Source organism: Pyrobaculum islandicum DSM 4184, assembly GCF_000015205.1.
GTDB lineage: Archaea > Thermoproteota > Thermoprotei > Thermoproteales > Thermoproteaceae > Pyrobaculum > Pyrobaculum islandicum.
The window spans coordinates 189,339-211,266 of record NC_008701.1; the positions used below are offsets into that span (position 1 = coordinate 189,339).

Consider the following 21,928-nt stretch of genomic DNA (forward strand, 5'->3'; position numbering starts at 1 on the left):
CAGGAGTTAAAAAAATATAGTTTTCAAAAAAGCGAAATTAGTGAGCCCCCCGCTTTATAACAACGTCGTACCACTCGTGGAGCTTCCCGTACCAGTAGCCCCACAGGAAGTGGAAGAACTTGGTAAACGGCCACACGGCCACGAACAAGGCAGAGGCGGCAATGTGGAGACCGAGCACTAGCCTGTAGTTCTCGATGCCAGGCGGGTAGTGGTGAGCCGCAAGCCATCCAGTCACTACGATGGTAAAGAGGAGCGGCCAAATGAGTAGATCACCGACACGGACATTCTTAGCGCCATGTGCCTTCTCCCAAAGCTTCTCGACGATCTTGTAGCCAATGCCGATCAGCGAGAAGATAGTGAGGATGTCGCCGTTTAATACTATAGTCAGCGGGCCCCATATGGGGCTAACTCTGATCTCCCCCCCTATGGGAGATGTCACAGTTAGAGTTCCAGTGATCGAGCTTATTGGAAGCGCGAAGGGCCAGAGCAAGGAGTAGAACGGTATAATCGCCGATAGATACGCCACGTGTTGCGCCAGTAGAAATATCAGGAGGATGAGACCTACGAAGTGAAGCGCCAACAGCCCAGCAAAGAAGTCGATTGGCTTTGTCCTAATGTTGAATATTATGGGGTTGAGGAAAGACATAATAAGCCCCTTGATCTTCGCCCCAGCGCCGGTCTTCCTATGTATATAGACGCCCTTCTGATAGAGAAAGACGTACCGCAGTATTCTATAGGTAGCTCCGAAGGCGAAAATCACCAACGCGGCAGGGAGAAAGACCCAGAGCGAGAGCTCAAGTAGCTCCTTCATTTCTTCTCCTCCTTAGGCTTAGCCGCCTTTGAGGCTAGGTATGCGCCTGCGACGCCAAGCAAGGCGGCGCCTCCCAGCGCAACCCCCAGCGTCTCTAAAGTGGGTAGCCTAGGCGCATTCAACGGCGCGTAGAATGGCTCAAAGGCGTCGGTAAAGCCCGGCATGGTGCAACCAATACAGACACCGCCTGTCCTAGTCGGCCCGCCGACACCGTTGACCCAACCCACTTTATTCCACGGGCAGTTAGCTATCGGCCCCTTGCAACCCACGGCAAATAGACATCTGTAGTCGCCGGCGCCGGGGTACGGCCTTAGGTCGCCAGCGGCGTAGGAACCGGCGCGTGGGCATTGTTCATGAACTGTGTTTTCAAATATAAAGCGCGGCCTGGCGTACTGGTCTAGGAAGGCCTTCCTCTCCAGGACGTCCGGCTTAAGCAATCCGGCGGCGACTAAAGTCAGAAGCGCAAGCGTCCGCAGTATGCCGTTGCCATTCGCTGGGCAACCGGGCACGGCGACGGCCGGCTTCATTGTCTTGAAGTCGGGCACGCCGCCCTCGTCTATGTACTTCCTAAACGGCTCTACCTCTGGCTGGAAGTAACTGATGTGTATCATGCCCTTTGTTCCCCTCACCGGATCGTCGAACATGCCAACGGCGCCCGTCGGCGAGGGGGACCAGCTGGGGTATTTGAAGCCTGGCGGCGGCTCCAACACCTTGTTCGCCACGAGACCGCCATAGGATGAACAGTTGCCAACTGTAACTACGGCAATGGCATTCTTAAAGAGAAGCTTTGCCCACTCTGTACAGGTCCTATGGCCTACGTGACAGTAGTAGCCGCCCTTCTGCTCGATGTTTGTGCCAGGTATTCCGTACTCCTGTGGGAAGCTACCCTCTAGAACCAACACGTAGGGGCCGTATTTGCCCTCTGCTATCTCCTCGAGGAGCTTCATGGCGTCACCGGGAGGTGGTTGCTTTGTTACATAATTCTCAAGGATTTTATGATCCGCAACGTCTGTAGTCTCTTTTATATGGTAAGTGCCCCACTGCGGCATAACTGCTTCGTGGAATATTAGACGTACCATGCCAGGCCCTACTAGCGGCGTTGTACCCAGCAAAACGTCTAACAGCGAGGGGTCTGTGGCCTGGATTATAGAGACCGTGTCGCCCGTGCAACTCTGCGCTTCGAACCAGACGATGTTTACCAACCCTTCCTTTACGGCTTCGCCTGCGGCTTTTACAAGCGCCGGCCAGTTTAAAGCTGAGAGAGCTGCCGCTAGAGAGCCAGCTCTAATTAGATCGCGTCTAGTTATCTTCATGGCTCTTTCCACCGCCCTTGTTAATAAATACTTTTTTCACATTGGAGAAAATTTCCGCCACATGGGGGCAGTCAGGTAGAAGCTCATAAGTCCCCCCATTGCATAGTTTACAGTAGGCCGCCACGATGAAGCCGTTGCCGAGGACGTAAGACCCCTTCTCTGTTTCTATACGGCAGGGCTTGCAAAACTCTAGCATCAGCTTTGCCGCGAGCCGCTCAGCTACTGTGTTTTTATAACGGTATAGATTGCCTATGTCTAAAAGCTTGACCACATCTGAAAACTTCTCCAGCGGGATGTATTCGAGAGCCACTGCGTTACATATTTCGTCTATTACATATTTCACAGCCTCTGGCGGTTCGCCATAGCGCCGTGCTAACTCGCTTAAAGCTACCGAATCGCCAGCATATGCGAGCGCTATTAAACCCTTATCTGTTATATAGAGTTGGCTTTCTCTCTCAGTAAGAAACCCAAGCATAACCAGTTTATTTGTCCTCCTCCAGGCGGTAGCTAGAGGAAGTCTAACCTCTTTATATATACCGTAGAACTTAGCCCCCCTCTTGTAGAAGGCAACTCTCAGGATTTCAACGTCCTTCTCTTCAAGCTTGCACATAGAGCTCCTCCGCCCTCTTCGCCAGCTCCTCCGCGCATTTCTCCCCCTCGGGCGAGAGGCCGATGACGGGGTCGGGCCTCGGCGGTTCGCACTCCACGACGTATATCTCGTCGGTGGGCCTCCCCAAGACGCTGAGGCCGATGAGGAGGTCCTCCAGCGAGATCCTCCCCTCTAGCGAGGGCCTCAGGGCGTCGTTTATCTCCAGGGGGCTGCCGAAGCTTCTCGGCGTGAACTTGTAGACTTCCACAGTGCCTGGCCTGCGGCCTCTCTGTACTGCGCCGATTAAAATCAATTTGTCTGGCTTCAGCTTCATAAGCTCGTCTACCATGGTAAATACATCGCCTGACAGCTCCACAGCCTCCACCCCCTTGCTACGGAGTAACTCCCCAGCCCTTAAACCCACGGCGCAATCTCCTTTAAAAAGATATCCTATGTAGCCGACCAAAACACGCATATATCTCAACTTAACCGTATATATATACATTCTCCCCTATTTTGCCATAGGTAAATATTTTAGCTCTATAGTTCATACGTTTGATGATTAAGCTTTCCCACGGATCTGGAGGAGTTGAGACAGCCGAGATAATTGAAAAGCTTTTCTTAAAGCGTTTACCAGAGAGTCTTAAAAAGGTGGCCGGGGGGCTTGGGCTTGATTTTCCTGATGATGCGGCAGCTATACCTATGGGAGATGGCCGGTATCTCGTAGTGACTATTGACGCATATACAGTCAACCCGCCCTTTTTCCCCGGGGGCGACATCGGGGTGCTCGCCGCCTCGGGCTCTATAAACGACGTGTTAATGCTCGGCGGTAGGCCCGTCGCCATGTTAGATTCGATTATAGCAGAAGAGGGACTCCCCTACGAGACGCTCGACAGAGTAGTCAAGTCCTTCCTCTCTGTCCTAGAGACGGAGGGCGTGGCCCTTATCGGCGGAGATTTCAAAGTAATGCCCAAGGGCCAGCTCGATAAGATTGTGATCACGACCGTGGGGATAGGGGTCGCGGAGAGAGTCATCGTGGATAGGCCGAGACACGGTGACAAGATCGTGGTGAGCGACTTCGTGGGAGATCACGGCGCTGTGATCCTTATGTTGCAGATGGGGGACGTGGATAAGCCAGAGCAACTCAAACTAAAGAGTGACGTGAAGCCGCTTACCAAGCTCATGGTGCCGCTGGTGGAGAAATACGGCGAGTATATCCATGCGGCTAGAGACCCCACGAGGGGGGGCCTCGCCATGGTGTTGAACGACTGGGCTAAGGCTGGCGGCGGCGTAATAGTGGTAGAGGAGGAGAGTCTCCCTGTGAGACCAGAGGTGGCGTCATACGCCGGGATGCTCGGCATAGACCCGCTTTATTTAGCAAGCGAGGGTGTTGCAGTCCTCGCTATTGATCCCTCTGTCGCAGAGGAAGTGGTGAAGTTCGTGAGGGGGCTGGGCTTTCAAAACGCGAGAATTGTCGGCGAGTTTAGAGAGGCGAAACAACACAGAGGGTATGTCTTGCTTAAAACTCTCGCAGGCGGGCTTAGGATTCTGGAGCCTCCCAGAGGCGACATAGTGCCGAGGATATGCTGAGACTAGTCTTTAGAGACGTGAGAATCGTGCGGTGGGACTACGCTGGGGTTGAGATATCGGCAGGCGGGGAGTCACTCTGTATAGACGTGTTGAAGCCGCCCTGTAGACATGTCCTCTACACCCACATCCACCCGAGACACTACGGCGGCGTCGGGGGCTTGGCACCTCCTGCGGTAAAGCCCGGAGATAGGCTTGAGCTCGGGCCCTTTGCCGTATCTGTTGTGGAGGCTTATAACATGACTAAATTAATAAATGGAGCTCCAGTACATCCAAAGGGGTTCGGCGTCGGCTATCTGGTAGAGGTGGGCGGCGTATCCCTATACCACCCGGGAGATACTGATTTAATAGGGGAGATGGCAAAAATTAAGACAGACATCTTTCTAGCCCCCATCGGGGGGGATGGCACTATGACAGCAGAAGAAGCCGCCGAGGCTGTTAAACTCATCCGTCCAAAGATCGCAATACCCATCCACTTCGGGGAGATGCGGCCCTACGTTAAGTTTAGAGACATTTCCCAGCCCTATACCCAAGTGGTGTACCTAGATGCCTCCCCCTCAAATATATAAATGACAAATATCTCTAGCTCATGTCTTGTCTATCTCTGAGCGAGTTTCCTGGCCCCGCCCCCTCTCCCGATTGTTTCAACTGTTCTATGATGCGTAAGGAGATGGCCGCCCTCGAGCTGGCCTTTAGGCGGAAGAGCAAGATCACGGGCATGTTGATCCAGTATATTAAGAAATACGCCAAAGAACTCAAGAAGAGAGATGGGGACTACGTATATAAGGTCATGGACTTCTGCGGCACCCACGAGTGGACTATTGTCCACTTCGGCCTTAGGAGCGTCCTAGAGATGGCTGGGGTGGACAACGTAGAGCTTGTGGCTGGGCCAGGATGCCCCGTCTGCGTCACCCCATCCTACTACCTAGAGGAGGCGATCAAACTGGCCTTTGAAGGAGTAGTGATATATACATATGGAGACGTCTTCAGGCTCCCGGCTCTCCAGAGGGTGAGGGGGGCCAGGTCGCTGGCTGAGGCTAAGGCGATGGGTGCCGACGTGAGACTTATACACACCTTCCTCCACGCGGCTATAGACGCCAAGAGGCACAACAAGCCCTCCCTCTTCCTGGGCATTGGGTTTGAGACAGTGGCGCCGGGCTACTCCGAGGCCATCTTGAGGGGGCTTGTGCCTCCTAACCTCAAGCTGATGTCTCTAGTCAAACTGACCCCGCCGGCGATGTTCTACGCCCTTGACATGGTTAAAGAAAAGCCTACCGACTATCCCATCTCTGGCGTCATCGCGCCGGGCCACGTCTCAACAATAATAGGGGGCAAGGCCTGGGCCCCCGTGGCTGAGCAATACCGTGTACCTGTAGTTGTGGCGGGGTTTGAGCCTAACGACGTCCTTACGGCAATTGCCGAAATTTTAAGACAGTTAAAAAATGGCGAACATAAAGTCGTAATTGAGTATGTAAGAGCCGTAAAGTGGGAGGGAGATTTAAAGGCGCAGTCTTCAATACATACAGTGTTTGAAACTGTAGATACGGCGTGGCGAGGCATAGGCTATATCCCAAAGAGCGGCCTCGCGCTTAGGGAGGAGTTCAAGCAGTACGACGCCTTTGAATACTTCGGAATCCCAGACCTAACGCCGGAGAGATGGCGCTACGACTTGCCGCCTGGTTGTAAATGTGCAGAAGTCAACCTTGGCAAAGCCAAGCCTACCGACTGCCCGCTCTTTATGAAAGCTTGCACGCCGGATCACCCCGTCGGCCCCTGTATGGTTTCTGTAGAGGGGACGTGTGCCATATGGGCGAGATTTGGAGGCGGAGGTCTCGCCGTGGAGGTTGCAAAAGAGATAGGCCTGGCGTAATATGTGTTGGGCAGTCCCCTCAGTAGTTAAAAAAATAGAGGGGGGCATCGCCTTTGTAGATCCTGGAGATGGCGTAGAGAGGCCGGCGGTGATAGGCATAGAGGAGGGACAACTACAAGTGGGCGACCTCGTAATGGTTCACGCCGGCGTTATAATTGCGAAAGTAGATCTAGAGACTCTAAAAGAAAGTATGGAGATGTGGAAACAGATGGCTAGAGAACTGGCAGCTTCAACAGGGGAGGACCCCGAGGCGGCTGAAAAAATTATCGAAGAGGAGATGTGGCGTGTGTTAAAAATCGCAGAGGAGGTACGGCAAGGGAGGAGCCAGGCTTTGAGAGAACTTGCCTAAGGCCTACCTAATACATATAATCGGCATTGTCCAAGGAGTAGGCTTTAGGCCATATGTCAAAATTCTGGCAGATCAACTGGGCCTCAGCGGCTATGTAAAAAACTTGGGGGGTGGAGAGGTGGAGATATACGTCGAGGGGGAGAGAAGCAGAGAGTTTTTAGATAGTCTTCTAAACGGGCGGCCAAAGGCGATATATATAGAAGATATAAGAGTTATAGAGGTGGCCCCCAGGGGAGTGCGCGGCTTTACTATTGAAAAAAGCTCGCAGGAGGTGGAGACTGTATCTATGATCCCCCCAGATTTAGCCATATGTGATGAATGTCTCAGAGAGGTTCTCGAAGGAGATGAGAGGAGGAGACGTTACCCCTTTAACTCCTGTAGCTTCTGTGGGCCGAGGTTCTCCATAATTAAAAAACTCCCCTACGACCGGGAAAACACAAGTTGGACTGCCTTCCCCCTATGTGATAAATGCACAAGGGAATATAACGACCCTAAAGTAGGCGGCATTAGGCGTTTCTACTACCAGGGTATATCTTGTAAAAATGATGGGCCTCAAGTCAAATTATTAGACTCAACTGGGGAACCTATAGATGTGGGAGATCCCATCTCCGAGGCCTCTAGGCTAATAAACGAGGGCTATATAGTGGCGGTAAAGGGGGTTGGGGGTTTCCACATATTTGCTCTCGCCTCAGACGACGACGTAGTGGCTAAGCTTAGGAAGAGAAAGAAGAGACCTACCCAGCCCTTTGCTATAATGGCGCTTGACCTTGAGACGGCGGGGCGGCTGGCAGTAGTTAATAAAACTGCAGCCGAGCTTCTAACATCGCCTCAAAGGCCAATAGTTCTACTCTTCAAGAGAGAGGATAGCCCGGCGTCTCCTCTAGTGTCGCCTGGGTTGGACAAAGAGGGCATATTTCTCCCCTACACGGCGCTTCAATATCTCCTCTTGTCTGAAATAAGGGATAAATTCGCCATTGCCACAAGCGGGAATATACACGGCGAGCCGATGTGTACAGATTGGCGGTGTGTTGCGAAGTTGGGCGTGGCAGATTATATCCTAGACCACACCCTGGAGATTGTTCACAGAGTAGACGACAGCGTAGTCAGATTCACAGCCGGTAGACCCACGCTACTGAGGAGAGGGAGGGGCTACGCCCCTGTGTGGATAAAAACGCCTTTACGCTTGGGCAGAGCCGCAGTGGCCTTTGGGGCAGATCTTCAAACAGCAGGCGGCGTGGGCATAGGCGATAAGGCTATTTTAACTCAATACATAGGCGATTTAGATAGCTTCAAGGCACTTGAAGATCTAGACCGAGAGCTCCGTTGGCTAGTCCAGACGTATAGACTAAGAGAGTTTGTCCTCGTCTGTGACCTCAACCAAACTTATAACTCACATAGGTTGTGCCGCGAGTGGGCCGAAGAGTTTAACGCAGAGATTTACATGGTACAACACCACCACGCCCACGCCTTGGCGACTGCTGCAGATGTAGGAGTCGCCGAGCCTTTCGTAGCCGTGGCTATAGACGGCGTGGGGCTTGGAGAAGATGGCGCCGCGTGGGGCGGCGAGGTTTTATATGTAGACGGGGCGAGATATGAGAGAGTCCGTCACCTCGCCTACGTCCCCATGCCGGGGGGCGACCTCGCCGCCCTGAGGCCAGCTCGAATGGCGTTGGCCTATTTATTTAAATACTTTGGCGAAGACTGGGATCTCGTAGAGAGACTGAAACTTGCCGAAAGACTCCCTGGCGGTTTGTCAGAAGCTCAAATCGTAGCAAGAGAAGTGAAAAAGTCTCGGCTCTACACCTCTAGCGTAGGGAGGTTTCTAGACGCCGTGGCGGCAGCACTCGGCGTGGCTTGGGAGAGGACGTATGAAGGAGAGCCAGCCATTAGGCTTGAAGCTACGGCGGCTGGCGGGAGGCTAATTGAGCTAGAGGCTGAAGACCAAGTGGAGTTGTTTGGGCAACTCATAGAGCTGTATCTAAAAGGCGCCGATGTAAAAGATCTTGCATATACAGCCCAGTATAAGTTGGGGCAGATCCTCGGCAAGTGGGCTTGTGAGACGGCGGAGAGGAAGGGCGTAAGACATATAGTGGTTGGAGGCGGAGCTGCCGTAAATGATTACATAATCGCCGGGCTGGAGTCGGTGTGTGGAAGAGCGGCTCTCCCGTCGAAGACGCCGCCTGGCGACGGAGGCATAGCCCTCGGCCAGCTGTACTACCTTGCCCACCTTGGAGTATAAACTTCTCTGTGGCAATAGCCCCCTCCGCTACGAGGGCGGAGACGGCGAGGTTAAAAACGGCACATATAGATTAACTAAGAGTGGGGGGACGGTGGAAGTTGAAATAGACGGGGCAGTGGTCAGCTTGAAAGAGGCAGTGGTAATATGCGGAGTGAGAGATAGTCGCGTGAGACCCGGCATCTACCTAATCGACGTAGCACGTAGATGGAGGCTCCCCAAGTTGTTAGGCAAGCTCTTGAGGCGGGGCATTCCGCCGGACAGAGCCATAGATAGAATAGATAGAAAGCTGGCGGCCACAGCCGCGTTGAACCAAGAGCCGCTTTCAAAAATTAGGCTAGGCGGCGACGAGCCCCATGTCGCGTACTATTCAGCGAAGTGGGTAGCCGGGGCGTTAGAGGGGGTTCTCTTCTTCGGATGGAGGGGAGACGGCGGCATTTATGAATACGAGCCCCTGTATTTTAGATATAGAGACGGCGAGGTGAAAGAGGTATATATCAGGCTCCACTACATACCTGCAAGAATTCCCCCTGCCGTAATTGCTTTAAGAGATCCCTTCGACCCCAAGAACCACTTCTTATTTCCAGCTCCCGGCGACAAGCCAATAGATAGATTTAATGTCTCTTTTGGCTTGCCTAGAGAGCCGCCGGAGAAAAAAGTAGTGGGTTATATATTTAAAATTCCGATGTAAAAACATGGCGCTCCACCTTTTAGCCCAGAAGGGGGGCAAAATATATACATACGGCGAGAAGATATATATATACGTAGAAGAGACTTGGCTCTCTTTAAATTTACGACTGCTTATATGGAGAGTTGGCGAGAGGCCGCCGCCTAGGGCAGAGCTTATTGCAGAGGGAGAAGAGGCAAAGGCTATAGCAACAGAATTTGCACAACTTCTTGAAAGATATACGGAGGCGAAAGTTATGAAAGGCACTGCGAAAGAGGCGCTTATGAGGAGTATTAAGGAGAAGACTCTCTATGTCTTAACATAGCTTTCTACGCGGCGTATATGGAGTGAGCTTCCCCTCGCGTAGTTTATAAACAGAGTCTGCAAGTCTGACAGCAAGTTCTTCGTCGTGTGTGGCAATTACTGCAGAGACGCCGCCGGCTTTAAGTTTCGCAAGATAGTTAACTACAACTTCATACGCGTCTTCGTCTAGATAAGTCGTCGGCTCGTCCAACAGGAGTAGCCTAGGCCTGTGGACAGTGGCAGCCGCCAGGGTGACAAGCCTCTTCTGCCCTCCGCTGAGTTTGTAGGGGGGCCTATCTAGGAGACCCTCTATGCCAAGGGCCTTGGCCGCCTCCTCGGCGAGCTTAAGCCCCTCCTCTCTGCCGTAGATCCTCACGGCTGTGTAGGCGATTTCGTCTCTCACTGTGTGGTTGAAAAACATGTCGTCTGGGTTCTGGAACACCACCCCCATCAGCCTCCTAGCCGCTGGGAGTTGCCCCTCCAGGGGCTCCCCCATGAAGTACACCTCCCCCCTCCGCGGCTTGAGGAGACCCGCCAGCACCAGGAGGAGGGTGGTCTTGCCCGAGCCCGTAGGCCCCATCACCGCCATGAACTGCCCCTCCCCAACCGATAGGCTAACTCCCTTCAGCACGTCCTCTGAATAGCCGAAGTAGACGTCGACGGCCTTAAGCACTTCGCGCCTCATATGCCATCCTCAAGCTTACCCCCCTCTGTATGCCGTATATCAAAACGTCTCCTATAGCCGCCGCCACAGCCCTCTTGTCCTCCCCCCTAGCCTCCTTAGCCGCCGCTATGACCACCGCCGCCTGGCCAATGGCCATAACAGAAAGCGGCATAAGCTCAAACATACGCCTCAAGTCCCCCCTCAGCCTGAGGGATCTCACGAAGCCCCACCAGCCGGTGAGGAGAAGGCCTCCCGTGGCAACCGACGCCGCGGAGACCGTCCTCGCCACGAAGAGGAGAGGGTCTGTCTTGTTGGGGAGAAGACCTAGGGCGGCCGGGAGGGAGACCAGTCCCGAGAAGAAAAGGGAGAAGAAAGCCACTAGAGCCCACGGCTTCACCTCCCTAGCCGCGGCGGCGAAGAGAAGGCCCAGGGCGAAAAACGCCGCGGCGATGTAGACAGAGGGGGAGAAGGAGGCCGCCGCGGTGGAGACGAGGAGGAGTATAGAAAAGGGGGTGTTTTCCACTCTGGGGATCCGCTCAAACGCCGCGACGGCCTCAGTAATATCTTCAACGAGTTTTCTTAACACGTCTAGCTACCAGCCAGAGGGCTATAAATATTGCGAGGCCTATATACGCCGATATGATGTAGCCAAGCCAATCAGGTAGCCCCGGCACCGTGTAGTCCTTCAGCGGGGTCCAGTTCATCTGGTCGCTGACGTCCTGCAGTATTACCTTGTGCAACGTCTCGTTAGCCACTTCGTTTATCATGTCCGCGGCCACGTCAAGCGGCTCGTGGTAGCCCACCAAGTTGGCTAGCCACACGCCGAACACCGGCGACACAAGCGCCATCAACGCCAGGAATATGTACAGCTTCTTCATACCCTCACGTACTGGGGAGCCCTCTTGAGCAGATACTCCACCACGGCCGCCGTTATAACCCCCTCTACTATGCCCAACAGCGCGTGCCACGTAGTCATCACAGGCACGCTGATCGTCCAGGCATAGGGGAAGTAGGGGCTTACCCCGATCTCAAACCCCGCCGCCATCCCCGCCACAGTGATGCTAGCCCACCCAGCCACAGCCGCCGCAAGCGGCTTGTTGTATCTGGAGAGTAGCCTCCACGCCGCCCAGCCCACAAGCGGCGCGACCACGCCCATGTTTATCACGTTGGCCCCAAGCGTTGTAATCCCCCCGTCGTGAAAAACCAACGTCTGCACGAGGAGGACGAGGAGCAATACGAAAAACGCCTCGAAGGGCCCCAGCATAATAGCGGCGAGCGCCCCGCCGACGAGGTGAAGAGAGGTCCCGCCGGGGATAGGCCAGTTAAACATCTGCGCTATAAAAATCGCGGCAGCTAGCCCAACCACAACCTCCAGGTTTTTCCCAAGCGCCGCCTTCTTGTACGCAAAAAAGCCGTAGATTAACATTATCGCCCAGGTCACGCCAGCCGAGATGGGGTCTAGATACCCGTCCGGTATGTGCATAAGAGGGAGATTTCACACCTATAAATACTTTCACTGTAATAAATACATCTTGGTCATGTATTACGGTATATGTTATCCCGGCGGCTGCTGGGGGATGACGGCGGGGATTTCCCAAAGTATTTTCGTCTTGACGCCGTAGACGTCGTATATGACGTCTTCTCTAAAGACGGCTTTTGTAGGCCCCGCGGCGTATACCTCCCCGCGGGACATAAATATGGCGTAGTCGGCGTACCTCAGTGCCATGTTTAAATCGTGTAGAACAGCCACCACAGTGACGTCGCTAGAGAGCTTCCTCAACAGCGAGGCCACCTCCAGCTGGTGTCTCAGATCTAGGTTGTTGAAGGGCTCATCCAGCAGGAGGACCCTCGGCTCCACCGCAAGTGCCCTAGCCAGGAGGACCAGCTGGAACTCGCCGCCGCTCAGCTCCTCCAGAAACCTATCCCTCAGGTGGCTGACTCCAACGCGCTTGAGGGCCTCCTCGGCGGCTTTGTAGTCCCTGGCGGTGGGGAAGAAGCGGAAGTAGGGCTTCCTAGAGCTCACCACTAGGTCGATAACCCTCAGCCGGCCCCCCGGGGTGGCCCTCTGCGGGACATAGCCCACCATCTTATACAGCTCCTCCCTCCGCGGAATCCTCCCGTCGAAGTACACTGCCCCCCTCCTGGGCTTTAGCACAGACGCCATGATCTTCATGAGGGTGCTTTTCCCAGCCCCGTTTGGCCCAAGCACTGCCGTAAAAGACCGCGGCGGGATCTCCACAGTGACCCCCCTAAGCGCCGGCCGCGAGGGGTAGCTGAACTCAACCCCCTCTATCCTAATACTCACCATACCTCCTCAGCCTAAAGAGCAGAGCCAATATGAAGGCAGCCCCCACGAAGCTCAAGGTGATCCCCACCGGAATTATCACGGGAGGCTTCGCCAGCCTCCCCACGATGTCTGCCCCCAGCACAAGGGCGGCGCCGGCCGCCGCGGAGGCGGGGATAAGCCTCGTGTGGTTTCCCCCCACCAAGAGCCTCGCTATATGCGGAGCCGCCAGGCCCACGAAGCCGATGACCCCCGTGAAGGACACCAACACCGCCACCGCCAGCGTCACGGCCACGAGGGTGGTCAACCTCAGCCTGGCGGGGTCCACCCCCGAGGTCTTCGCCACCTCCTCCCCCACGGCCACCAGGTTGTACCCCGCCGAGTTGGCGAGGAAGTAGAGAGCTGAGGCGGCCGCCACGGCGAGAAGCATAAAGCTCTCCCAGTAGCCGGGCCTCCCCACGTCTCCAAAAGTCCAGAAGACCACAGCCGCCGTCTGTATATCGTTGAGGTAGAGGTACTGGAGGAGGGCCAGCGCCGCCTGATACACAGAGGAGACCACCACCATCGCCAGAACCACAGAAGCCACGCTGAAGCCGGTCAACGAGGCGAGGAAGAGCACGAGGAGGCCGTTCAAGAGAGCCGAGAGGAAGGCCAACCCCACGACGAGGTAGGGGTTGGATATGTCCAACAGGCCGCGCGTGACTGTCCCCGCCCCCGCCACCATCACCGCCACAGCCACGCCCAAGGCCGCCGCCTGGGGGATCCCGAGGGTGAAGGGCGAGGCGAGGGGGTTCCTCAAAACCGCCTGTAGAGCAGCCCCCGCCACAGCGAGGGCGGCCCCCACCGCCACAGACGCCACAGCCCTCGCCAGACGCATCTTCGCCACAAGCGCCTCAGGCCCAGACCCCCACAACGCCGCCTTAAGCACATCCAGAGGGCCGTAGCTGTACGCTCCAACAGAAAGCGAGTAGAGGAAAAGCGCCGCCAACACCCCAACCAACAGGAGATACGACGCTAAGACCCGCATTTGAACTCTGTCAGCTGTCTAAATCCTCCTTTGAAATCCTTGGCTATTGCCGTGTAGAGGGGCGTGCCGAGGAACTCCCTATAGATCTCGTCAGCCTTAGCCACAGGATCCACATCCCTAAACGCCTCCGGATAAAGCACCTTACCCATAAAGTAGGCATCAGCAAAAAGCGTAGCGATGTTGCTCCAGTAGTGGTTAAAGGGCAGTATCCCGTATATCCTCCCCTCTTTGAATGCCTTAAGAGCGCAGTACTTATCCCGGCTCTTGTTAAAGTCCTGCGCCACCAGGGCGTAGTTCCCCAAGTCGATGAAGATCACGTCAGGCTGCTCCTTCAAGAGCGCCTCCCAGTCGATCTTGGCCCCCGGCTGTATGCCGTATCTATCTGCGACCCCCGGCGTGTTTAACAAAACCAGCGGCGGGAACTTCGACATGGTGCTCTCGAAGGGCTGGCCGCCCTTGTAGGAGATTGCGCCTACGTACACCTTCGGCTTTTGGGTTATGTTGGCGGTGCGTCTCTTGAGATCCTGGATCAAACCCTCCATGTATCTAACCAGCTCCTCAGCCCTCTCCTCTCTACCCAATACGACGCCTAACGTCCTCAGCGACTGGAAGAGAGTGGTAAAGTTTACCCCGCCCACGGCGTTGCTATACGAGACCACCACCACGGATATGCCAGTTTTCTCCTGTACTTGGTCGGGAGAGTTGGCCAGCACTGGAGACATAACGATTACGTCGGGGCCCACCTTCATAATAGCCTCAAAGTTGACGGGGCTGTCGGGGCCGCCCTGGCCAATCACCGGGAGCGAGGTGAGGTTTTTTGTCCAGAGGATGTAGCCGTAGTCTCTACCCCGCGGTGGCCTCTTCTCTATCTCTTCTATCCCGGCTAGTTTGTCTGTGGCGTTGAGATATACCACGAGCCTAAGCGCCCCCGGCCCCAAAGCCACAACTCTAGACACAGGCGCCTTCACAGACACCCGCCGCCCCAACACATCCACCACCTCCACAGCACCGGCGGTGGAAGGCGGCGTAGTCGTCGTGGTTGCGGCGGCCGTGGTTTGTGCTGTGGGGACTGTAGTTTGTGGAACAGCCCCCGGCTGTTGGGAGAGGTAGTAGGCTGAAAGAGCTAGGATTACAAATACGGCGATTCCCAGATAAATGGCTTTCCTCATGGCTGTAGTATGTTATGTGTATTTAAGTATTAATGGGGATTGTGTATGGAATGCCTAGATCTTTGTGTAGCGCTAGGGAGATGTAGTGGCCTAGCTTGAGGTGGCGTATCGTCGGCTCAATGTTGAACTTTATGGAGGCCACCACGTGTACCCCTGTGCCCCTCAGCGCGTCTGGGTGTACCCCGGCTGTGGGGCCGGTCAGTATGTTTACCCCCCGGGAGACGGCCAATACGTCGTCGATTGTAAAGTTCAGCAAGGTCATGCCAGTGATTATGACCGTCTTGCAGCGGGGGAGGAGGATTCTCTCCTCCACCTCAGAGTATGCACCGAACCTGAGGTGAGGCGACTTCTCGAATACGTACACCTGGTGGCCCCTCCTCCTGAGGGCCTCTGCTAGGGGTCTCATGTTGCCTATTAGACACACCGGGTCTCCCGCGTAGTACTTCATCAAGTCGCCTGGCTCCACAGGTCCCAGGTGGTACTGAGACACGGCGTTTACCATCGCCACCCCCAACGCCCTGTTTATGGGGTGTAGATCCACGACGAAGTCAGCCATCTCCTCCAACGCGGGGGGTCTCACCTCACCAAGCTCGTGGAGGTCCTCCCTAGGAATGTGGGCAAAGCCCAGCGCCTTCCCCCGCGGCCCCTTAACAACTACATATACGCCAGAAAAACAGACGCAGTAATCCACAATCTCAAGCCCCTCGGCCATCTGCGATACATACTCTGCAATTTTCTTAACAAGCACGTAATACAAAAATTCTAGATATATATTTCTCGTGTCTAATACTTAAGATAGGCCTACTTCAGCCGGCTCGGCGATGGGGCCTACCATCTCTCTTACCAACCGCTTTATGTCCTCTGGCTTATAGCTACCCCTAATTTTTACAATTGGAACTTCAAACTTCAGGGGATCTCTGCCCTTTTCTACTTCAACTTCGACGCCCAACGTCTTAGATATAGCCTCTTTGATCTCGCCGGGGCTGATCCTATAACCGTTTACCTTAAGCACGCCGTCTCTCCTCCCCAACGGGAAGATATACATGTCGTTGTCCATAACCGCCAGGTCCCCCGTGTCGTATACGCCGGAGAACTCCAGCTCCACTGGCATGGCAGGCCAGGGGGCCTTTGCCACCAGCCTACCCGGCCTCCCCCTCACGGAGTTCCCCAGCTCGTCCACCACGTCTAATACAAAACCCGGCATCGGCGGCCCCGCGGAACCCGGCTTCAACGGCGTGAAGACGTAATCTGGCAGAGGCCCCGTGACAAAGGTGCCGAACTCAGTCTGTATAAAGCTATGTATCACCGGGATCCTCCCGCTGAGTTTCTCCGGCAGAGAGTCGACTGTGGGCACCGTCCCAGTACCCACGTATTGGTATGTCCACCGCCAGATCTCCACCTCCATGGGCTCCGCGGTGGTTATGATCAGGCGGAGGGTGTCCAGGTTGTGCCTCCTCAGCAGCTCAGGGTCCTGCCTGGAGAGATAGCGGAGGGCCCCCGCCGTAGTGACGAACACAGTCACGGCGTACCTCTCTATGATAGACCACCACCTATCCCAGTGGGGGTAGTCCGGCCCCCCCTCGTACACCACCACAGACGAGCCCACCATCAGCGGGCCGAAGAGGACGTAGGTTATGCCTGTAATCCACCCCGGGAGAACCGTACAGAAGTAGGTGTCCCTCGGCCTAACCCCCAGCCATCTGGTGGTGGCGTAGGTCTGCGTCAAATACCCCCCGGCGCGGTGGGTAAGCGGCCTCGGCCCCTCGGGGTAGCCGGCGTGGAGGCCGAAGAGCGGGTGGCCGCTGGGGACAACCGCCTCCTCCCACGGCGCCCGCTCCACCTCCTCTAGAAATACGTCGTTGCGACGCCTCGCCACCCCCACGCCCATCCTAGGCACCACCAGCACCTTGACCTCCTCGGGCACGGCCTTATCCACCGCCTCCTTCACCCTCACAGGCCTCCCCCGCCTGGGGAAGGCGTCCACCGTCACAACAACCTTCGGCTGCCTGTTGGCGACTCTCTTAGCCAGGGCGTACCACCCCCAGCCCGTGAAGACCGGCTCAAAAGGCGCCCCCAGCCTAACCGCCGCCAACATCAAAGCCACAACCTCCGGCGTAGGCGGGGCGTAGAAAACCACCCAGTCCCCCCTCCCCACCCCAAGCCCCCTCAACACGCCCGCCATCTCCCCCACCAACCTATCCAAATCGCCGTAGGTGTAAACCCTCACCTCCCCCTCCTCGCTCTCCCACACCAGCGCCACCTTATCCCACACCCAAGACCCCCTATGTCTCCCAACCACGTTCTCGTAGGGAGAGAGCTCCCCATCTGGAAACCACACGCCCCCCTCATACGCCTTAGACGGCGGCCGTCTCCACACAAGCCGCCCCGCCTCCCCCATCCAGAAGCGGAATACATCTCTCACGCTCTCCCCATAGAGCTTGAAATAGAGGGAGAAGTCCACAGTCTTCCACTTGAGACTAGGCGGCACAACCGCCTCCCCCGATGACATGGCAGATGGTTGCCACAGCCTTAAAAAGCTATGTCCCAGCCGCAACTCTTAATAATACATGTCCTGTGTTAACGTATGAGGTTTCGAAAACAGATAGTGGAGCTCCTCCAGAGGAGAGACCTCTGGGGGCTTTTAAACAAAGCGGCGGAGCTACACGGCCACATATGCGTAGGGCTGGCACTAGGCGTGAAGACAAGCGCGGTGGCGCTGGAGAGGCTGGGCGTCTTGCCGGCCGACGACACCGACATAATCGCTGTAACCGACAACAACACCTGTTTCGCAGATGGGGTCCAGGTGGTCATGGGCGCGACGCTGGGCAACAACAGGCTGATCTACAGAGACGCGGGCAGATTCGCCCTAATCCTCGTCGACAGAAGAGGTGGAAAAGCCGTCAGGATCTCGCTCGCCGGCCGCCTCACCACTCCAACCATGGAGAACCCCCGATACCGGGACTACTGGAGCCGCCTACCCCAACTCACGGAAGAGAAACGTCAAGAGTTCCGAAGCCTAATGGAGAAGGCCTCGGCAGAGGTGCTGGAGGCTCCAGACGCCATATTCAAGATAGAGGAGGTGCCCCCAGACCCCATCCTCGACGCCCTAAAAAGCACCACAAGGCCGAGCTGGACCGTCTGCGAGAGATGCGGCGTCGCAACCCTAGCAGAAAGGGCGGTCGTCGTGGGGGGCCGCCACTACTGCCCAGACTGCGCAGGTCTAAAGACATATGCGGTCGTGGGGAGAAAAATCACCGAGTTTAAGCCCCCCTCCTCCTCGCCGACTCAAACAGCTTTTTAAACTCTTCACAAGCCTCCCTATCCCCCGCGCCGCATCTCCACCCAATGGCGAACCCCCGCCGAAAGCCCTCGCTCCCCGAGAAAACGACGTAGAGCAGTATGTACCAGCCGGCGGCGAAGCTAACGGCTCCCAGAAGCAGAGTAAAGGGGAATAGCAGAACGCCTATAAACATGAGGAGAAGCGCCCCAAACGCAACCCAAGCCTTAAGAATCCTCAACAGCCACTTCCCCACGTAGAAACTTGACCACAAATATAAACCTTAACAAGGACAGCGGGTTGGACAAGGGAGGACGACGAATAGCGCCCCCATCTCTGGACGGTCCTCTACCAAGACCGCCTCTCTTGGAATTTCCAGCTCGTCAACCAACTTCGCCAACTCCTTGACTACACTTGGGCTGAGACACTTTGGCTGGACATATATATTGACTAGGTTTCTAGCTACGTCAAAGTTTGCCCAAAATGCTCTCGTGTAGTTACACATCTGCGACAACCTCCCCCCATTCTCCTCCCTATACAGCCTATCCTTCAACGCGTCTGCCCATTGGATCAGCTGTTTGTATGTGTATCTGCCCTTTAGGAAGACAACCTCGGTGCCGAACTGCTTCGCTAGATCGCCGATAGTCCCCGCTATCTTCTCCTTACAAGCGTGGTCGGTCACCACGATGTATATCCTCGCCGCGTCTACAAACATCCCCCCGTAGCACCTCTCGTAGACCTCTATGCCGACCGGGTCGTTGTTTAGCCATTGACGAAGCTTTTCTGAAATATTGAAAAAGCCACACGGCGTGCCAAAAACGCCCGTTGGTTTATCTAGAATATGTTTAACCGCGTCGTCTAACTCGATATTCAACTTCTTCGGCAGTCTGCCATATATGTACCAGAAATAGTCACGGCAGTCCCACTCAGCCACGGCCAAGCCCTCAATTACGGACACGCTCCTCTGCCCGCCAACCGCTTGGAGACCGCCTACAGCTACGTACACCACGAAGGCCACCAAAACGGCCGCCACAGCTACCGCGATTTTGCAAGCCCATCTCATGACAAAATCCGCCATCCAGTTTCTTAAACATAATGTACTGCAAGTACATACCTACGGCGTCAAGATGGTGGAGCGCATAATGCGTTGTTTAACATTGTATTGGACTAGGAGCAGCCCCCGTTGCTCTGGGCTAAGTGGCGGGTCATGAAGTTAAAGCACACTTTTCCAAATCCCGAGCCGTCTCACTTTCGACGCTACTCCACGAACAGCCCCTTTGCTCTGGGGCTCGTCAACAGCGGCGCCGGCGTGGTCCAGCTCCGGACTGTCCCAAGAGGCTCGGGGCGGGAGCGCTCCTGCTTACGGGGTGAGGGCTTTTCTCACGGCCTCTCTGTGGAGGGGGGTTTGCCAGGCGAAGCTCCTCCCCACCCCAATGTCTGGGTCCCTCTCGGGGGGCGGCTCGTCGATCCAGAGGCGGCCCTCCCTCTCCGATAGCCAGTCGATGATGAGGTTTCGGTCCACCAGCGCCTCCACGAGCTTCAGAGCCTCTGCCCCCTCCTCGGCCATGTGTCTCTCCACGGCGTCTGGGTCCTCCAAGGCCTCTTAGAGAACGGCGCGTTGCCTCTGGCTAAGCGAGGCGGCCAGCTCCCGTATCCTTCTCTCCGCCGCGATCTTCGCCACGGCCCAGTCTACGTCCCAGCCTCTGCCGCGAGCTCGCCGGCTACGTCGGGGTTGCCTCCCGTGAGCCTCCACGCCGTGTCTAAATCGGGCTTGGAGTGAGGTATCTGACTGAGGAGCTCCCCAAATCCAGCCCTAGACATATTCCACATAACCCTCACCCCGGCCATCAGTGTCTGCCAACCCTCCAACAAGTCCTCTGGCCAGCTCCCGCGGATCGTCAGTGGACAGTAGCCGCCCGCCGGCCCACTCCGCCGGGCTGTAATAGATCGCGCCACACCCCTCGAGGTCTCAAAGCGCCGTCTTTCCATAGTCCTCCGGTTAGTATATCAACATGGGCTTATGGATCCCGTTTGTCTCTAGGCACTCATTGTTTTCCATTCGTCACGCCTAGGGACAGGCGGAAAAAACGGTCTGGCGCCAAATTTATAATTTTCTACATATAGAAATGTTGTGGGGGTTTTGCCTAAACCTTGGCTTGACTTGGCAGGGTACAAGAGGGTGAGACTTGAGGAGGCTAGGGCTGAGGCTGAGCTGGCTAGAAAGTTCCTTGAGCAAGGTCTATTGCGGAACGCCGCCGGTAAGGCGTTTCAAGCGTGGAAGGCTTTAGTGGCGGCGCTTGCCACAGAGAGGAGGGAAGAGCTGGCCAAGCTGTACCCTGGCAAGGTCAGGCTGAGAGGCAGGAGGGCGAGGGTCGACAGGGTAGATTGGATTATTGCAGTTATGCCGACGACATACCTCAAGGAGGTGGCCATGGCGATAGGGGGGAGGGTAGACGCCTTGACAGACAAGGCGCTCTGGATACATCAGTATCAGTACAACGGGCCCGACCCCGAGGGGGTGTTGAGCCCGTATAGAAGCGACGAGACGGCGAGGAGAAACATCGAAACGCTGTTGCGTGGCATCGAGGAGATCCTCTCGTCGCTGGGCCTCTAGGGTAGGAAACGGCCAGCTCTCCAACAACTTTTGAAGGTCTCTTGATCTGTTGATTCCCCCGGCGCCCGATCTCTCCCGCTATATAGACAGAGAGCCCATATCTTTGTATCTAAAGACTCCGAAAAGCTACGATTCCAGCTGGCGTAAATAGCTGGATATCGTCTGGACAAGTCTTTTTATATCGTCAGCTACCAACTCAATACGTGGATATCTGCCGAACCCGGATTTGTCAAGTCCGTTGTATTAAAAATTGTGGAAGTTGATGGCCACGTTTGTCGTAGAGCTTTGCCCCGTGGTGTGCGCCTTCGCCACGGCGGGCATAGAGACCGTCTCTAGTGGCAGGCCTTCAGAAGCTACGCGGCTTTGTTGAACACGCCCGCCTGGGTTCTAGAACAGGAGACATCCGCGGCGCAGAGCTGGCGCGAGGTCTCCCTATAGGCGAAGGGCTCGGCGAGGTATTCGGCAGTTAGAACAGCCAAGGCCATAGCCGCCCTCGACGGCCGTCTCAAGGTCAACCTAGACGACGTGAAAAAGGCCATGGAGCTCGCCCTACCCCACCGCCTCAAGGCAACACCTGCCCAGCTTCTGTAGGACCGCTTAGTAGAGCTTCTGGTCGCATGGCTTCTGCTCGAGTAGAGTTAGCTCCTCCACGATCCTGACCCCGTTGGCGTATTTTACGTCGTAGATGAAGCGCGTCAGCACATTTCCACTCCACTCGTATCTCGCGTAGCCGCTGGAGGAGTACCTGGTAACTATCACCACCTTGCCGCTCTCCCTCTTCACCTCGTAAGGTGGGGGTAGCTGCCCCCTGAGATACTGTAGATAGATGTCGCAGGCAACGTCAAGCGTGTAAATGAGTGGTTGATAGTAGCCGGTGATGTAGAAGGCTCTGTCTTTTTCTGCTCCCGCTATCTCCACAGACCTCCTCGTGCCGTTGCTGTATTCCAGCTCCAGCCACCCCATGGCGAAGTTCCTGGCCCCCATGGCTACTAGATACCACCCGCGTCCCCTATATATCAAGCTCCCGTTCCAGTACTCGACATACATAGTATAGTTCAACATCGTGTTGTTGAACACAAATTTACAAGTCCCCGGCGGCGCCTCACCTACCGAGAAGCGTACCGAGACCGGCAGGAAGAATAGTATGGGCACCATGAGGAAGACTATC

The 21,928-nt window shown here is 55.7% G+C and carries 28 protein-coding genes and 1 pseudogene; 11 read left to right on the plus strand and 18 right to left on the minus strand.

Translation table 11 applies throughout. The features are described from left to right. Window positions 1–37: 37 nt before the first annotated feature. Genes PISL_RS01030 through PISL_RS01045 form a run of 4 tightly spaced genes read right to left on the minus strand, consistent with a single transcriptional unit; the run spans window position 38 to window position 3,188 of the window. Complete coding sequence (locus tag PISL_RS01030; protein WP_011761958.1) at window positions 38–811, minus strand: hypothetical protein; 774 nt, start codon at window positions 809–811, stop codon at window positions 38–40. Beyond that, window positions 808–2,124, minus strand: a complete 1,317-nt coding sequence (locus PISL_RS01035) for an NADH-quinone oxidoreductase subunit B family protein (protein WP_011761959.1) — start codon at window positions 2,122–2,124, stop codon at window positions 808–810. Before PISL_RS01035 ends, PISL_RS01030 begins: the two co-directional genes overlap by 4 nt. Further along, window positions 2,111–2,734, minus strand: a complete 624-nt coding sequence (locus tag PISL_RS01040) for a hypothetical protein (protein ID WP_011761960.1) — start codon at window positions 2,732–2,734, stop codon at window positions 2,111–2,113. Before PISL_RS01040 ends, PISL_RS01035 begins: the two co-directional genes overlap by 14 nt. After that, on the minus strand, window positions 2,721–3,188 hold the full coding sequence (locus PISL_RS01045; protein WP_053240525.1) for a Ni,Fe-hydrogenase maturation factor: 468 nt from the start codon (window positions 3,186–3,188) through the stop codon (window positions 2,721–2,723). Before PISL_RS01045 ends, PISL_RS01040 begins: the two co-directional genes overlap by 14 nt. A gap of 83 nt (window positions 3,189–3,271) precedes the next feature. Between PISL_RS01045 and hypE the strand changes: the two genes are divergently transcribed. Genes hypE through PISL_RS01080 form a run of 7 tightly spaced genes read left to right on the plus strand, consistent with a single transcriptional unit; the run spans window position 3,272 to window position 9,747 of the window. After that, window positions 3,272–4,303: a hydrogenase expression/formation protein HypE gene (gene hypE, locus PISL_RS01050; RefSeq protein ID WP_011761962.1), complete on the plus strand. Its 1,032-nt coding sequence runs from the start codon at window positions 3,272–3,274 to the stop codon at window positions 4,301–4,303. Beyond that, window positions 4,297–4,869, plus strand: coding sequence for an MBL fold metallo-hydrolase (locus PISL_RS01055; protein WP_011761963.1), 573 nt, complete (start codon window positions 4,297–4,299; stop codon window positions 4,867–4,869). Before hypE ends, PISL_RS01055 begins: the two co-directional genes overlap by 7 nt. A gap of 20 nt (window positions 4,870–4,889) precedes the next feature. Continuing rightward, a complete protein-coding gene (hypD, locus tag PISL_RS01060) occupies window positions 4,890–6,170 on the plus strand; it encodes a hydrogenase formation protein HypD (RefSeq protein ID WP_053240243.1) in 1,281 nt (426 codons plus the stop codon). 1 nt (window position 6,171) lies between these two features. Beyond that, window positions 6,172–6,519, plus strand: a complete 348-nt coding sequence (locus tag PISL_RS01065) for a HypC/HybG/HupF family hydrogenase formation chaperone (protein WP_011761965.1) — start codon at window positions 6,172–6,174, stop codon at window positions 6,517–6,519. After that, window positions 6,512–8,758: a carbamoyltransferase HypF gene (hypF, locus tag PISL_RS01070; RefSeq protein ID WP_011761966.1), complete on the plus strand. Its 2,247-nt coding sequence runs from the start codon at window positions 6,512–6,514 to the stop codon at window positions 8,756–8,758. Before PISL_RS01065 ends, hypF begins: the two co-directional genes overlap by 8 nt. Continuing rightward, window positions 8,748–9,446 (plus strand): hypothetical protein, encoded by a 699-nt coding sequence (locus tag PISL_RS01075; RefSeq protein ID WP_167827590.1) that lies wholly within the window; start codon window positions 8,748–8,750, stop codon window positions 9,444–9,446. The genes hypF and PISL_RS01075 overlap by 11 nt, the downstream gene beginning before the upstream one ends. A 4-nt stretch (window positions 9,447–9,450) precedes the next feature. Beyond that, the gene (locus PISL_RS01080; RefSeq protein ID WP_011761968.1) at window positions 9,451–9,747 is read left to right on the plus strand and encodes a hypothetical protein; all 297 of its coding nucleotides are present in this window, start codon (window positions 9,451–9,453) and stop codon (window positions 9,745–9,747) included. On the opposite strand, the gene PISL_RS01085 is transcribed toward PISL_RS01080, so the two are convergent. The 9 genes from PISL_RS01085 to PISL_RS01125 all read right to left on the minus strand — a co-directional run bounded on the left by PISL_RS01085 (window position 9,739) and on the right by PISL_RS01125 (window position 17,378). Further along, complete coding sequence (locus PISL_RS01085) at window positions 9,739–10,410, minus strand: ABC transporter ATP-binding protein (RefSeq protein ID WP_011761969.1); 672 nt, start codon at window positions 10,408–10,410, stop codon at window positions 9,739–9,741. The genes PISL_RS01080 and PISL_RS01085 overlap by 9 nt on opposite strands. Continuing rightward, on the minus strand, window positions 10,391–10,975 hold the full coding sequence (locus tag PISL_RS01090; protein WP_011761970.1) for a hypothetical protein: 585 nt from the start codon (window positions 10,973–10,975) through the stop codon (window positions 10,391–10,393). Before PISL_RS01090 ends, PISL_RS01085 begins: the two co-directional genes overlap by 20 nt. Then, window positions 10,956–11,267: a PDGLE domain-containing protein gene (locus PISL_RS01095; protein ID WP_011761971.1), complete on the minus strand. Its 312-nt coding sequence runs from the start codon at window positions 11,265–11,267 to the stop codon at window positions 10,956–10,958. The genes PISL_RS01090 and PISL_RS01095 overlap by 20 nt, the downstream gene beginning before the upstream one ends. Next, entirely contained in the window at window positions 11,264–11,872 is a 609-nt protein-coding gene (locus tag PISL_RS01100; RefSeq protein ID WP_011761972.1) for an energy-coupling factor ABC transporter permease, read from the minus strand. The genes PISL_RS01095 and PISL_RS01100 overlap by 4 nt, the downstream gene beginning before the upstream one ends. Window positions 11,873–11,944: 72 nt before the next feature. Continuing rightward, the gene (locus tag PISL_RS01105; protein WP_011761973.1) at window positions 11,945–12,697 is read right to left on the minus strand and encodes an ABC transporter ATP-binding protein; all 753 of its coding nucleotides are present in this window, start codon (window positions 12,695–12,697) and stop codon (window positions 11,945–11,947) included. Beyond that, entirely contained in the window at window positions 12,684–13,700 is a 1,017-nt protein-coding gene (locus PISL_RS01110) for a FecCD family ABC transporter permease (RefSeq protein WP_011761974.1), read from the minus strand. The genes PISL_RS01105 and PISL_RS01110 overlap by 14 nt, the downstream gene beginning before the upstream one ends. Further along, on the minus strand, window positions 13,688–14,869 hold the full coding sequence (locus PISL_RS01115; RefSeq protein ID WP_011761975.1) for an iron ABC transporter substrate-binding protein: 1,182 nt from the start codon (window positions 14,867–14,869) through the stop codon (window positions 13,688–13,690). The genes PISL_RS01110 and PISL_RS01115 overlap by 13 nt, the downstream gene beginning before the upstream one ends. A gap of 22 nt (window positions 14,870–14,891) precedes the next feature. Next, entirely contained in the window at window positions 14,892–15,617 is a 726-nt protein-coding gene (locus PISL_RS01120; RefSeq protein WP_011761976.1) for a Rossmann-like domain-containing protein, read from the minus strand. A gap of 42 nt (window positions 15,618–15,659) precedes the next feature. Beyond that, entirely contained in the window at window positions 15,660–17,378 is a 1,719-nt protein-coding gene (locus tag PISL_RS01125) for an AMP-binding protein (protein ID WP_011761977.1), read from the minus strand. 75 nt (window positions 17,379–17,453) lie between these two features. Here PISL_RS01125 and PISL_RS01130 point away from each other — a divergent pair, with 75 nt between their 5' ends. Next, entirely contained in the window at window positions 17,454–18,170 is a 717-nt protein-coding gene (locus PISL_RS01130) for an FmdE family protein (RefSeq protein ID WP_011761978.1), read from the plus strand. Here the strand turns inward: PISL_RS01130 and PISL_RS01135 are convergent. The 4 genes from PISL_RS01135 to PISL_RS01150 all read right to left on the minus strand — a co-directional run bounded on the left by PISL_RS01135 (window position 18,130) and on the right by PISL_RS01150 (window position 20,102). Next, on the minus strand, window positions 18,130–18,402 hold the full coding sequence (locus PISL_RS01135) for a hypothetical protein (protein ID WP_053240244.1): 273 nt from the start codon (window positions 18,400–18,402) through the stop codon (window positions 18,130–18,132). The two genes, PISL_RS01130 and PISL_RS01135, sit on opposite strands and share 41 nt — an antisense overlap. Before the next feature lie 27 nt (window positions 18,403–18,429). Then, window positions 18,430–19,209, minus strand: coding sequence for a hypothetical protein (locus PISL_RS01140; protein ID WP_053240245.1), 780 nt, complete (start codon window positions 19,207–19,209; stop codon window positions 18,430–18,432). 297 nt (window positions 19,210–19,506) lie between these two features. After that, window positions 19,507–19,743, minus strand: a complete 237-nt coding sequence (locus tag PISL_RS01145) for a hypothetical protein (RefSeq protein ID WP_167827591.1) — start codon at window positions 19,741–19,743, stop codon at window positions 19,507–19,509. A gap of 92 nt (window positions 19,744–19,835) precedes the next feature. Continuing rightward, window positions 19,836–20,102: an ATP-binding protein gene (locus PISL_RS01150; protein ID WP_209319997.1), complete on the minus strand. Its 267-nt coding sequence runs from the start codon at window positions 20,100–20,102 to the stop codon at window positions 19,836–19,838. Window positions 20,103–20,277: 175 nt separating this feature from the next. Between PISL_RS01150 and PISL_RS01155 the strand changes: the two genes are divergently transcribed. The 3 genes and pseudogenes from PISL_RS01155 to PISL_RS10470 all read left to right on the plus strand — a co-directional run. Beyond that, a complete protein-coding gene (locus PISL_RS01155) occupies window positions 20,278–20,760 on the plus strand; it encodes a PaREP1 family protein (protein ID WP_011761981.1) in 483 nt (160 codons plus the stop codon). 335 nt (window positions 20,761–21,095) lie between these two features. Continuing rightward, window positions 21,096–21,230 carry a hypothetical protein gene (locus PISL_RS11490; protein ID WP_280531768.1) on the plus strand — a complete coding sequence of 45 codons (135 nt, stop codon included), beginning with the start codon at window positions 21,096–21,098 and terminating at the stop codon, window positions 21,228–21,230. After that, window positions 21,211–21,336, plus strand: a pseudogene (locus tag PISL_RS10470) (ATP-binding protein); the annotation flags it as partial. The gene PISL_RS11490 and the pseudogene PISL_RS10470, both read left to right, overlap by 20 nt. A 21-nt stretch (window positions 21,337–21,357) precedes the next feature. Here the strand turns inward: PISL_RS10470 and PISL_RS01160 are convergent. Beyond that, window positions 21,358–21,915 (minus strand): hypothetical protein, encoded by a 558-nt coding sequence (locus PISL_RS01160; RefSeq protein ID WP_245218411.1) that lies wholly within the window; start codon window positions 21,913–21,915, stop codon window positions 21,358–21,360. Window positions 21,916–21,928: the final 13 nt, after the last annotated feature.

Bases quoted from the DNA above. Each gene is read 5' to 3' on its own strand.
- PISL_RS01035 (WP_011761959.1), bottom strand. From the start codon at position 2,124: ATGAAGATAACTAGACGCGATCTAATTAGAGCTGGCTCTCTAGCGGCA.
- PISL_RS01105 (WP_011761973.1), bottom strand. From the start codon at position 12,697: ATGGTGAGTATTAGGATAGAGGGGGTTGAGTTCAGCTACCCCTCGCGG.
- PISL_RS01140 (WP_053240245.1), bottom strand. From the start codon at position 19,209: ATGAGATGGGCTTGCAAAATCGCGGTAGCTGTGGCGGCCGTTTTGGTG.
- PISL_RS01085 (WP_011761969.1), bottom strand. From the start codon at position 10,410: ATGAGGCGCGAAGTGCTTAAGGCCGTCGACGTCTACTTCGGCTATTCA.
- PISL_RS01100 (WP_011761972.1), bottom strand. From the start codon at position 11,872: ATGCACATACCGGACGGGTATCTAGACCCCATCTCGGCTGGCGTGACC.
- PISL_RS01080 (WP_011761968.1), top strand. From the start codon at position 9,451: ATGGCGCTCCACCTTTTAGCCCAGAAGGGGGGCAAAATATATACATAC.
- PISL_RS01045 (WP_053240525.1), bottom strand. From the start codon at position 3,188: ATGCGTGTTTTGGTCGGCTACATAGGATATCTTTTTAAAGGAGATTGC.
- hypE (WP_011761962.1), top strand. From the start codon at position 3,272: ATGATTAAGCTTTCCCACGGATCTGGAGGAGTTGAGACAGCCGAGATA.
- PISL_RS01040 (WP_011761960.1), bottom strand. From the start codon at position 2,734: ATGTGCAAGCTTGAAGAGAAGGACGTTGAAATCCTGAGAGTTGCCTTC.
- PISL_RS01130 (WP_011761978.1), top strand. From the start codon at position 17,454: ATGAGGTTTCGAAAACAGATAGTGGAGCTCCTCCAGAGGAGAGACCTC.
- PISL_RS01030 (WP_011761958.1), bottom strand. From the start codon at position 811: ATGAAGGAGCTACTTGAGCTCTCGCTCTGGGTCTTTCTCCCTGCCGCG.
- PISL_RS01055 (WP_011761963.1), top strand. From the start codon at position 4,297: ATGCTGAGACTAGTCTTTAGAGACGTGAGAATCGTGCGGTGGGACTAC.
- PISL_RS01065 (WP_011761965.1), top strand. From the start codon at position 6,172: ATGTGTTGGGCAGTCCCCTCAGTAGTTAAAAAAATAGAGGGGGGCATC.
- PISL_RS01115 (WP_011761975.1), bottom strand. From the start codon at position 14,869: ATGAGGAAAGCCATTTATCTGGGAATCGCCGTATTTGTAATCCTAGCT.
- hypD (WP_053240243.1), top strand. From the start codon at position 4,890: ATGTCTTGTCTATCTCTGAGCGAGTTTCCTGGCCCCGCCCCCTCTCCC.
- PISL_RS01125 (WP_011761977.1), bottom strand. From the start codon at position 17,378: ATGTCATCGGGGGAGGCGGTTGTGCCGCCTAGTCTCAAGTGGAAGACT.
- PISL_RS01110 (WP_011761974.1), bottom strand. From the start codon at position 13,700: ATGCGGGTCTTAGCGTCGTATCTCCTGTTGGTTGGGGTGTTGGCGGCG.
- PISL_RS01160 (WP_245218411.1), bottom strand. From the start codon at position 21,915: ATGGTGCCCATACTATTCTTCCTGCCGGTCTCGGTACGCTTCTCGGTA.
- PISL_RS01095 (WP_011761971.1), bottom strand. From the start codon at position 11,267: ATGAAGAAGCTGTACATATTCCTGGCGTTGATGGCGCTTGTGTCGCCG.